The 9530-nt window shown below is 67.3% G+C and carries 11 protein-coding genes; 5 read left to right on the top strand and 6 right to left on the bottom strand.

Annotation, left to right across the window (positions count from 1 at the left end; genetic code table 11):
* Positions 1 to 142: 142 nt before the first annotated feature.
* Entirely contained in the window at positions 143 to 955 is an 813-nt protein-coding gene (locus ABIC94_RS22775) for an alpha/beta fold hydrolase (protein ID WP_354375248.1), read from the top strand.
* A gap of 12 nt (positions 956 to 967) precedes the next feature.
* Here the strand turns inward: ABIC94_RS22775 and ABIC94_RS22770 are convergent, their stop codons facing one another.
* Positions 968 to 1957, bottom strand: coding sequence for a Bug family tripartite tricarboxylate transporter substrate binding protein (locus ABIC94_RS22770; protein ID WP_354375247.1), 990 nt, complete (start codon positions 1955 to 1957; stop codon positions 968 to 970).
* Positions 1958 to 1977: 20 nt separating this feature from the next.
* Positions 1978 to 3408, bottom strand: a complete 1431-nt coding sequence (locus ABIC94_RS22765; protein WP_354375246.1) for a M20 family metallopeptidase — start codon at positions 3406 to 3408, stop codon at positions 1978 to 1980.
* Between the two features lie 112 nt (positions 3409 to 3520).
* On the opposite strand from ABIC94_RS22765, the gene ABIC94_RS22760 reads away from it, so the two are divergent.
* Positions 3521 to 4471 carry a LysR family transcriptional regulator gene (locus ABIC94_RS22760; RefSeq protein ID WP_354375245.1) on the top strand — a complete coding sequence of 317 codons (951 nt, stop codon included), beginning with the start codon at positions 3521 to 3523 and terminating at the stop codon, positions 4469 to 4471.
* A 3-nt stretch (positions 4472 to 4474) separates the two neighbouring features.
* Here ABIC94_RS22760 and ABIC94_RS22755 read toward each other — a convergent pair whose 3' ends face one another.
* Both ABIC94_RS22755 and ABIC94_RS22750 read right to left on the bottom strand, forming a co-directional pair.
* Positions 4475 to 5140, bottom strand: coding sequence for an epimerase (locus ABIC94_RS22755; protein WP_354375244.1), 666 nt, complete (start codon positions 5138 to 5140; stop codon positions 4475 to 4477).
* Between the two features lie 13 nt (positions 5141 to 5153).
* Positions 5154 to 5537, bottom strand: coding sequence for a thioredoxin family protein (locus tag ABIC94_RS22750; RefSeq protein WP_354375243.1), 384 nt, complete (start codon positions 5535 to 5537; stop codon positions 5154 to 5156).
* A gap of 101 nt (positions 5538 to 5638) precedes the next feature.
* On the opposite strand from ABIC94_RS22750, the gene ABIC94_RS22745 reads away from it, so the two are divergent.
* Complete coding sequence (locus ABIC94_RS22745) at positions 5639 to 5977, top strand: Mpo1-like protein (protein WP_354375242.1); 339 nt, start codon at positions 5639 to 5641, stop codon at positions 5975 to 5977.
* A 6-nt stretch (positions 5978 to 5983) separates the two neighbouring features.
* Here the strand turns inward: ABIC94_RS22745 and ABIC94_RS22740 are convergent, their stop codons facing one another.
* Positions 5984 to 7195, bottom strand: coding sequence for a YihY family inner membrane protein (locus ABIC94_RS22740; protein WP_354375241.1), 1212 nt, complete (start codon positions 7193 to 7195; stop codon positions 5984 to 5986).
* 110 nt (positions 7196 to 7305) lie between these two features.
* On the opposite strand from ABIC94_RS22740, the gene ABIC94_RS22735 reads away from it, so the two are divergent.
* Both ABIC94_RS22735 and ABIC94_RS22730 read left to right on the top strand, forming a co-directional pair.
* Positions 7306 to 7713, top strand: a complete 408-nt coding sequence (locus tag ABIC94_RS22735) for a DUF2069 domain-containing protein (RefSeq protein WP_354375240.1) — start codon at positions 7306 to 7308, stop codon at positions 7711 to 7713.
* A 5-nt stretch (positions 7714 to 7718) separates the two neighbouring features.
* A complete protein-coding gene (locus ABIC94_RS22730) occupies positions 7719 to 9155 on the top strand; it encodes an FAD-binding oxidoreductase (protein ID WP_354375239.1) in 1437 nt (478 codons plus the stop codon).
* Here ABIC94_RS22730 and ABIC94_RS22725 read toward each other — a convergent pair.
* Positions 9152 to 9526 carry a nitrile hydratase accessory protein gene (locus ABIC94_RS22725; RefSeq protein ID WP_354375251.1) on the bottom strand — a complete coding sequence of 125 codons (375 nt, stop codon included), beginning with the start codon at positions 9524 to 9526 and terminating at the stop codon, positions 9152 to 9154. The two genes, ABIC94_RS22730 and ABIC94_RS22725, sit on opposite strands and share 4 nt — an antisense overlap.
* Between the last annotated feature and the right edge of the window lie 4 nt (positions 9527 to 9530).

Raw genomic sequence — 9530 nt, 5'->3', positions numbered from 1 at the left:
CAGGGCATCGGGTGCTCCCCGCAGCGAAATAAAGGAGGAGCCGAAGGCGGGGGACATTCGCGGAGGGGAGTACCCGGTGGCCTTTGCACGCGCCCCGAACAAAACTGCGCGCGATGCGCAACACAACGGTAAAGCAACTGACATGAACTACACCGTCAACAGCCACACCACCTACTGCTACACCGGCGGCAAGATCTTCGACGCCGCCAAGCCGACTGTGGTGTTCATCCACGGCGTACTCAACGACCACAGCGTGTGGATTCTGCAAAGCCGCTGGTTCGCCAACCACGGCTGGAACGTGCTTGCGCTCGACCTGCCCGGCCATTGCAAGAGCGAAGGCCCACCACCCGAGAGCGTAGAAGAAGCAGCGCAGTTCGTCATTGCGCTGCTCGACGCCGCCGGCGTGCAGAAGGCCGCGCTCGTGGGCCACAGCTTCGGCTCGCTGATTGCGCTCGAAGCCGCTTCACGCGCGCCCGAACGGGTCACTCATCTTGCATTGGTGGGAACGGCCTATCCGATGACCGTGTCGCCCGCGCTGCTCGACGGCGCGCTCAACGACCCGCAGCGCGCCATCACCATGGTGAACAACTTCTCGCACTCGCTGCTCGCGCCGCCGCCCTCCTCGCTCGGGCCCGGCACCTGGCTCTATGGCAGTTCGCGCGCGCTGATGCGCCGCGTGCTCGCGAGCAACCGCGACGCCAACGTGTTCCATATCGGCTTCAAGGCCTGCAACGACTACGCCAACGGCGAAAAAGCCATCGAAGCCGTGCAGTGCCCCGTGCTGTTCCTGCTCGGCGATGCAGACCAGATGACGCCGCCACGCGCCACCAAGGCGCTGGTCGGCAAGGCGAAAAATGGCAAGGTCATCACCGTGCATGCGGGGCACTCGCTGATGAGCGAGGCACCCGACGAAGTGCTGTTCGCGCTGCGCGACTTCGTCGGCGCGCCCGCCTGAACCAATCGCTCGTTATTCCGCCGCGATGCCCGCGCGATGGGCCAGCGCGCGGTAGCGCGAGATCTCGCCTTCCATCTGGCTGCGGAACGCCGCTGCGCCGATGACGACAGGCTCCATGCCCTGTGCGCGCAGTTGCGCCTGCAGCGCCGGGCTGCTCATCGTGGCCGTGACCGCACGTGTGAGTTTGTCGAGCACGGGTGCCGGCGTGCGGGCCGGCGCGGCAAAGCCGTACCAGGCGTCGAAGGTGGCATCGGGCAACCCTTGCTCGGCCAGGGTGCGCACTTCGGGCAGCATGCTCGAGCGCGTGGCGCCCACGATGCCCAGCGCGCGCAGCTTGCCCGAACGCACGTGCGGCGCCACGGCGGCCACGGTGTCCAGGCCGATCTCTATCTCTCCGCCGATCACCGCCATTGAGCCCTGGCTGCTGCCCTTGTATGGGATGTCCTGCAGCTGGATACCCGCGGCCAACGCGAACAACTCGCCCGCCAGGTGCGGCCCCGAGCCGGAGCCGAAGGTCGCGTAGCGAATGCTCTTCGGCTTGGCCTTGGCGGCGGCGATGAGTTCGGGCAGCGAGCGCCAAGGCGTGCCGGCGCCCACCACCAGCACGAGCGGCGTGCGCGCGACGATCGCAATGGGCGCCAGATCGCGCACCGGGTCGTAAGGCAGTTTGGCACGCAACGCGGCGTTCACGCTGTAGCTGGTGGAGCCCGAGAGCAGCAGCGTGTAGCCGTCCGGCGCTGCCTTGGCGACCGAATCGGTGCCGATGATGGTGGCGGCGCCGGGCTTGTTGTCGATGACCACCGGCTGGCCGAGCCGCTCCGACAGGCCCTGCCCCATCGCCCGCGCGACGATGTCGGTGCCACCGCCCGGCGGAAAGGGCACGACCAGCTTCACGGCCTTGTCGGGCCAGGTGTCCTGCGCGAGCGCGGAGACGTGGAAGGCGAAAAATGCCGAAGCGCAGACCAGCAGGCTGCGGAAGCTGTGGGAGAGAGCGGTTTTCATGGTTCGTCCAGGAAGAAAAGTCAGGAGGCGATGGCGTGGGCGCGCGGCGTTGTTTTCCCGGCAGCCCAGGGCGCCAGACCGGGCTCGCCCAGGTCCCAGTAAAGGCCCGCCATGATCTGCAGGCCTTCGCGCGCCAGCGGGGCCAACAGGTGTTCGTTCGGCGCGTGCTGCGCGCAGGCCGGGTAGGAATGCGGCACCCACAGCGTAGGCAGGCCCAGCAGGTCGGCGAAGACGTCGTTGGGCAGTGAACCCGCGAGGTTGGGCAACAGGTCGACGCGCTGGCCGCTGCTTTGCTCGATGGAGCGCCGCGCCCAGTCGACCCAGGGGTTTTCCACGTCGAGCCGCGTGGCCGCGCCTTCCAGCGTGACCTGCACTTCGACGTTGCCGAAGCCGTGTGCGTCGAGGTGCGCGCGCACGATGTTCGCGAGCTCCCGCCACGGCGTTCCGACCACGAAGCGCAGCTGGCAATGCGCCACCGCCTCGGACGGAATCGCATTCACTGGCCGCTGCGGCGAGCCCGCGCCGAGCGCAAGCACCTCGATGGTGTTCCACGCCACCAGCCGCTCGGCCGGGCTCAGTCCGGGCTCGCCCCAGCCTTCGTCGAGCGCGGGATCGTCGGCGCCGCCGCCAATGGCGATATCGGCCAGCGCCTCGCGCACGCCCTGCGGAATCGATGGCGGTCGCAAGGCCTCGACCAGGATGCGCCCCCGCGCATCCGCCAGCGATGCCACGGCATGGCTCAGCACCGTGGCCGGGTTGGCGAGCACGCCGCCCCAGTTGCCCGAGTGATAGCCCCGCGCCCGGGCGCGCAACCGCAGGCTGAAGTTGACGGCACCGCGCGAGCCTAGAAACAGCGTGGGCCGTGCGGCGCTCACGCGCGGTCCGTCGCTGGCAATGAACAGGTCTGCGCGCAGCCTGTCGCGCTGCTGCTCGCACACCGCGTGCAGGCCCGGCGAAGCGGCCTCTTCGCCGGTCTCGATGAGCCAGGTGATGTTGTAGCCAAGGCGCCCGCCCCGCGCGCGCAGCGTGGCCGCCAGTCCGCCGATGGCAATGGTGTGCTGGCCCTTGTTGTCGGCCGTGCCGCGCCCGTACCAGCGGTCGCCGCGCACCGTGAGCGCCCAGGGGCCGAGGCCTTCTTCCCAGTGCGCGTCCTGCCCGCTCACCACGTCGCCGTGGCCGTAGCTCAACACGGTGGGCAGCGCAGGGTCTTCGACGCGGCGCGCAATCAGGAAAGGTCCGCCGCCGGCCACCGGGTTCTCGACGATTTCGCACGCGAAACCCAGCGCGGCCAGCGGCGGCACCAGCTCGTCGCGCAGGTAGGCGCCGAGCGCGGGCGTGGCGGCGCCGGTGTCGCTTTCGGTGCGAAAGGCGACGCGCCGCTGCAGGTCGGCAAAGAAGCCGCCTTCGTCGAAATAGGCGGCGGCAGCGGCAAGGCTTTCGGTACGTTGCATGGAGGGATTTCCTGTTTCCGTGGGGTGCAGCAAGTACAAGGCCTGGAGAGCGATGCTTCCAGCACCGTTTTGGCAAGCTACCATTGCCTTCAAGGCAAGGCTCTGATCCCTCATGACACCACCGCTTCTCAGCATTCCGATGCGCCATTTCCTGGAAGTGGCGCGCAGCGGCTCCGTCAGCCAGGCCGCGGCGCGGCTGTTCGTGGCCTCATCGGCGGTCAGCCGCCAGATCGCCAAGCTCGAGGACAGCCTGGGCACGCCCCTGTTCGAGCGCCACGCCAGGGGCATGGCACTGAACGCAGCCGGTGAGCGGCTCGCGGCGCATCTGCGCAATGCGCAACTCGACATCGAGCAGGTCATCGAACAGGTGCGCGACCTCGGCGGCCGCAGCGCACACCGCATCCGCATGGCGTGCACCGAGGGGTTCGCGGCGCATTTCATGCCGCAGGTCATGCGCAGCTTCGAGTCGGCGCACCCGGGCACGCAGCTCGAACTCCACGTGGGCTCGCCCGACGGCGTGAGCGCACTGCTCGCGCGCGGCGAGGCCGACATCGCGCTGAAATACGTCGTCGCGCCGGAGCCCGGCCTGAAGATCGAGCACTCCGCCAATGCGCCCGTGTTCGCGGTGCTGCGCCCCGACCATCCGCTGGCGCGGCAGCGCGTGGTGTCCGTGGCGGACGCCGTTCGCTATCCGCTGGCCGTGGGCGACAAGGGTGTGACCGCGCGGCAGCTGTTCGACCAGGCGTGCAGCCTGCAGGGCCTGCAGTACCGCGCGATCTTCGTCAGCAACTTTTCATCGGTGCTGCTGCCGCTCTTGCGCACGCCGGACGTGATGCTTTCCGGGCACCTCACAGTCACACATCTCATCGACGCGGGCACGGTGGTGGCGCGCCCGTTCGCGGAGGCGCCGCTGCAGCAGCGGCAATTGCAGGTGCTGGCGCTCGAAGGCCGCACGCTCGCGCCATTGGCGCAGGAGTTCGTACGGCACCTGGTGAATGCCATTGCCAGCGCGGGGCGGCGCAAGCTGGGGCGCGCACGTTCCAGTGCGCCCGCGGCTGCGTGAGCTTCAGCGCCCCAGGGCGTTGATGTCCGCCGGGTCGAGCAGCACCTTCGGCGCACCATGCCGCGCCACGGCCAGCATGGCGCGGCCGACCTTCTCGGTGGTCGTTATCTTGTCGGGCCACAGCCGCAAGGCCAGCCCGAGCACGGGCTTGAGCACCATGATCCCGGCCTGGTAGAGCGGCGTCTTCGAACGCGCGCCGTGCAGCGGCTGGATCATGCCGGGACGGAACATGTAGGCCGCCTTGAACGGCAGGCTGAGCAATGCGTTTTCGGTGGCGCCCTTCACGCGCGCCCACATGCTGCTGCCGCGCTCGCTGCTGTCGGTGCCCGCACCCGTCACGTAGGTGAAGGTCATGCCGGGGTTGAGCCGCGCGAGCACCGTGGCGGCCGCCATCGTGAGGTCGTAGGTGATGCGCTTGTAGTCGGCCTCTTTCATGCCGACGGACGACACGCCGAGGCAGAAGAAGCAGGCATCGAAGCCCTGCAACTGCGGCTCGAAGCCGGTGTAGTCGTACATGTCCTTGATGACCACGTCCTGCAGCTTCGGGTGCTGCTGCCCGGTGGCGTTGCGGCCGACCGCAACCACGCGCGCCACGTCGGGCGCGAGCAGGCATTCGCGCAGCACGCCCTGCCCCACCATGCCGGTGGCGCCGAAGATCAGGATGTTCATGGCAGGTGCGCGGTCAGACCGCGAATTCGGAGGGACGCTTCTCGAGCACCGCCAGCAGCAGGTCGACGTCCAGGCTGGAAGGCTGCGGCGCCTGCAGCGCGCCGAGCATGCGCGAAAGCGTTTCGGCGTGCGGCAGCAGCGGGCCCAGAAAGCGGGTGCCGTCGGCGCCGGCAATCAGCAGCGTCGGAAAGGTCTCGACGTCGAAGACATCGGCAATCTCGGCGTGGTCTTCGATGTCGACCCAGGCAAAGCGGAATTGCGGATGCGCCCGTGCCACCTGCTCGAGCAGCGGCCGGTAGTCGCGGCAGGTGCCGCACCATTCGGCGCACAGGCACACGACCCATGGCGCAGCGCCGGCCGGCTCGGCGGAATCGGGGGCGGCGGGAAGAGCACTCAAAGCTGATGCGGTGAAGGTGTGAATACGAAGCCGCAGTGGTGCGGCCGGGAGGTCGTGGCTATTATGAACAAAGCGCCCCCGGCGCTCAGGAGACTCGCACGATGAACACCACGACTGCCCCGGAATCTGCTGTCGATCCGCGATGTTTCAAGAGCTTTGCGGAGTTCTACCCCTTCTACCTGACCGAGCACGCCAACCGCACCTGCCGGCGCCTGCACTTCATCGGCTCGACCCTGTCGCTGCTGTGCCTGGTGGCCTTGGTGGTCACGCTCAATCCGCTCTGGCTCCTGGCCGGGCTGGTGGCGGGCTACGGCTTTGCCTGGATCGGGCACTTCGGTTTCGAGAAGAACAGGCCGGCCTCGTTCAAGCGCCCGCTTTATTCCTTCATGGGCGACTGGGCGATGTACCGCGACATCTGGCTGGGCAAGATCAAGATCTGACCGCTACTAAATCAGGAGCACATCGCCGAGACGCAGCGAGCGAAGCGGCCCTTTCTGCCACAGGTCTTCAAGTGGCTCGGCCTGCGGCATGAGCAATTCCTTGAGCAGCGGCTCGATGGGCGTGGACGGGTCGGCCAGCAGCACGTAGCGCGGGTCTTCGTTGGGGGTCTCCTCGGCGAGCGGCGCAATCCAGTCGAGTGCCACCAATGTTTCGAGCACCGGCACCAGTTGCAGCGTGTCGACCCGCATGCGCGTGACGAGCTCGGTGGCTCCCATGCCCTTGGCCGGTGTGGCGCTCGCACGCGCCAGGTGCTGCAGCACCTCCATGGCCAATTGCAGCGGCCACCCGGCCCGCCCGCCTCGGCGCGCAACGCCGGTCAGCAGGCTGGGCAAATAGGCCGCGATGACCGCTCCGAGCAGCACGATCACCCAGGCCACGTAGATCCACACCAGCAGAATCGGCACCGTGGCAAACGCGCCGTAGAGCACCGAATAGGTCGGCACCAGGCTCAGGTAGTAGCCCAGCACGCGTTTTGCAATTTCGATGGCCGCCGCCACGAAGATGCCACCGGCCCACGCATGCGACCAGCGGACGTTGGTGTTCGGCACGTAGTGGTAGAGCGAGGCCATGCCCGCCGCAAGCAGCACGAATTCGAAGGTGTCCAGGAACAGCTTGACGATGCTTCCGCCCACCACGTCGCGCGAAAAGGAAAACACATACGAAGTGGTCGACAAACTCACCGCCAGGATCAGCGGGCCGAGCGTGATGGCGGCCCAGTAGATCAGCACACGCTGCGCAAAAGGCCGCGGCGAACGCACCCGCCAGATGTTGTTGAGCGTCTTGTCGATGGTGAGGATCAGCGCAATGGCGGTAATCAGCAAGACCGCCAGGCCTGCGATACCGAGGCCCCCGGCCTTGCTCGAGAACTGGTTCAGGTAGCCCAGCACCTGGCGCGCGATGTTGTCGGGAATCAGGCTCTCGATGAGCCAGCGCTGCAGCCGCCCTTGCAGCTTGGCGAACATCGGGAACACGGTAAAAAGCGCCAGCGCCACCGTGAAGAACGGCACCATGGCAATGGTGGTGGTGAAAGTAAGGCTGCTGGCCGTCAGGCCGAGGCGGTCTTCGCGGAAACGCTCGCCCAGCACCGCCGCGGTGTTGCCCCACGGAAAGCGCGAAAGATCCCTCCAGAGCTGACGACGATTCATGGCCGGTATCATAAGAACCTGATCCCTCCCCCCAGTCTTCGCGCACTTCGTGTCGCCGTGCCGCCCCTCGCGTCCCCTTGCAAGAGCCGGCCTGGCGAAGCCGGTTCCGCGGTGTTCCGCCTATGAAAACCATCACACCGCAAGCCTCTTCTTCCGTCCGTGCCACCCGATGGCTTGCCGTGGGCAGCCTTGTCGGCTTGATCGTGCTCGGCCTGGCCTGGGAACTCTGGCTCGCACCGCTGCGGCCCGGTGGTTCGCTGCTGGCGCTCAAGGTGCTGCCGCTTGTCATTCCGCTCGCGGGGCTCTACAAGAACCGCATGTACACCTACCGCTGGGTCAGCCTGATGATCTGGCTCTATTTCACCGAGGGCGTGGTGCGCGCATGGAGCGACACCAACGGCGTGGGGCAAGTGCTCGCGCTGGTCGAGGTGCTGTTGTGCCTCATGCTTTTTGCGGCCTGCGCGTGGCACGTGCGGCTGCGCCTGCGCAATGCCAAGGCTGCCCGCCTACTGGAGGCTTCCACCCAATGACGCCAATGACGACTTCTTCTTCCGCTGCTTCCCTCATCGATCAACTGCGCGCCATCGTCGGCGCACAGCACGTGCTGAACGAAGGCGACCTCACCGCCTACGAGCAAGACTGGCGCAAGCGTGCACGCGGAAAGTCGCTGGCCGTGGTGCGGCCCGCCAATACGCAGCAGGTGGCCGACGTGGTCAAGGCCTGCGCCGCGGCCGGCACGGCCATCGTGCCGCAGGGCGGCAACACCGGGCTGGCAGTGGGCTCCATTCCCGACGACAGCGGCACGCAGGTGGTGCTGAGCCTGCAGCGGCTGAACGCCATCCGTACCGTCGATGCCGCCAATCTCACGATGACGGTGGAAGCCGGCTGCATCCTCCAGACGCTGCAGGAAACGGCGGAGAAACAGGGCTTCCTGTTCCCGCTGAGCCTTGCCGCCGAAGGCAGCTGCACCATCGGCGGCAACCTTGCAACCAATGCCGGCGGCACGCAGGTGGTTCGCTACGGCAACACGCGCGATCTGTGCCTGGGCCTCGAAGTGGTCACGCCGCACGGCGAAATCTGGGAAGGCACCAGCGGCCTGCGCAAGGACAACACCGGCTACGACCTGCGCGACCTGATGATCGGCAGCGAAGGCACGCTGGGCATCATCACCGCAGCGACCATGAAGCTTTACCCGCTGCCCGCCGCGCAGCTCACGGCCTGGGCCGCGGTGCCCTCGCTCGACCACGCGGTCACGCTGCTGGGCCTGGCGCACAAGCACCTGGGCTCGGGCCTCACGGGCTTCGAAGTGATGGGCAAGTTTGCATTGAGCCTGGTCGACAAGCACATGCCGCAACTGCGCGTGCCCTTCATCGGCGACGAAGCCGTGCCTTACTGCGTGCTGCTCGAAAACTCCGACAACGAATCGGAAGACCATGCGCGTTCGCGCTTCGAGGCGTTGCTCGAAACGGCTTTCGAAGACGGCTGCGTGACCGATGCGGTGGTGGCAGAGAACCTCACGCAGGCGCACCAGCTCTGGCACATCCGCGAGAGCATTCCGCTCGCGCAGGCCGAAGAGGGCCTGAACATCAAGCACGACATCTCGATTCCGGTGTCGAGTATTCCGGCCTTCGTGGCCGAGACCGATGCGCTGCTGGCGCGCGAGATTGCCGGCGTGCGGCTGGTGAACTTCGGCCACCTGGGCGACGGCAACCTGCACTACAACGTGCAGGCACCCGAGAACATCGACACCAAGGCCTTCTTGAAGAACGAGGAAGAGCGCATCAACACGCTGGTGTACGACGCGGTCGAGAAGTTCGGCGGCTCGTTCTCGGCCGAGCATGGCGTGGGCTCGCTCAAGGTCGACAAGCTCGAGAAACACAAGTCGCCCGTGGCGCTGGAGATGATGCGAGCCATCAAGCGCGGGCTCGACCCGAAGAACATCCTGAACCCGGGCCGGGTGATCCGCGTCTAGGCGGGAAAGTCCTCGCGGCGCAGCTCGATCGGCTGGCCGTGCGGCGTGCGGTCGGCCGCGTGGTCCCACGCGTGGCGGTAGCGCGCGAGTTCGTCGCCCGAGCTCGCGCCCTTGCGGGCCACCAGGCCTTCGAGCGCGGCAAGCCAATGCCGGTAATAGGTGTCACCAGCATCGGGGTCTCCCGCGGCTTGCGCGGCGGCGATCTGCGCCGCAAGCGCTTCGGCCCACTCCACCCAGCTGAACAGGCCGCGCTCGTGCAGCGCGAGCGTCATCGCAAAGGCCTGTGCTTCCCACGGCTCGCAGAACACCGGGCCGTCGGCATCGCGCGGCATGCCGGGTGCGAGCGCGAGAGGTGGCATGTCGATCTTCATGCCG

This window comes from Variovorax paradoxus, assembly GCF_040544635.1.
Classification (GTDB): Bacteria; Pseudomonadota; Gammaproteobacteria; order Burkholderiales; family Burkholderiaceae_C; genus Variovorax; species Variovorax paradoxus_R.
This window is presented reverse-complemented; position numbering and strand designations above follow the sequence as displayed.

Excerpts from the sequence above, each read along its gene's own strand:
- ABIC94_RS22765 (WP_354375246.1), bottom strand. The coding sequence starts at position 3,408 with ATGCAACGTACCGAAAGCCTTGCCGCTGCCGCCGCCTATTTCGACGAA.
- ABIC94_RS22745 (WP_354375242.1), top strand. The coding sequence starts at position 5,639 with ATGAACACCACGACTGCCCCGGAATCTGCTGTCGATCCGCGATGTTTC.
- ABIC94_RS22755 (WP_354375244.1), bottom strand. The coding sequence starts at position 5,140 with ATGAACATCCTGATCTTCGGCGCCACCGGCATGGTGGGGCAGGGCGTG.
- ABIC94_RS22735 (WP_354375240.1), top strand. The coding sequence starts at position 7,306 with ATGAAAACCATCACACCGCAAGCCTCTTCTTCCGTCCGTGCCACCCGA.
- ABIC94_RS22770 (WP_354375247.1), bottom strand. The coding sequence starts at position 1,957 with ATGAAAACCGCTCTCTCCCACAGCTTCCGCAGCCTGCTGGTCTGCGCT.
- ABIC94_RS22730 (WP_354375239.1), top strand. The coding sequence starts at position 7,719 with ATGACGACTTCTTCTTCCGCTGCTTCCCTCATCGATCAACTGCGCGCC.
- ABIC94_RS22740 (WP_354375241.1), bottom strand. The coding sequence starts at position 7,195 with ATGATACCGGCCATGAATCGTCGTCAGCTCTGGAGGGATCTTTCGCGC.
- ABIC94_RS22760 (WP_354375245.1), top strand. The coding sequence starts at position 3,521 with ATGACACCACCGCTTCTCAGCATTCCGATGCGCCATTTCCTGGAAGTG.
- ABIC94_RS22725 (WP_354375251.1), bottom strand. The coding sequence starts at position 9,526 with ATGAAGATCGACATGCCACCTCTCGCGCTCGCACCCGGCATGCCGCGC.
- ABIC94_RS22775 (WP_354375248.1), top strand. The coding sequence starts at position 143 with ATGAACTACACCGTCAACAGCCACACCACCTACTGCTACACCGGCGGC.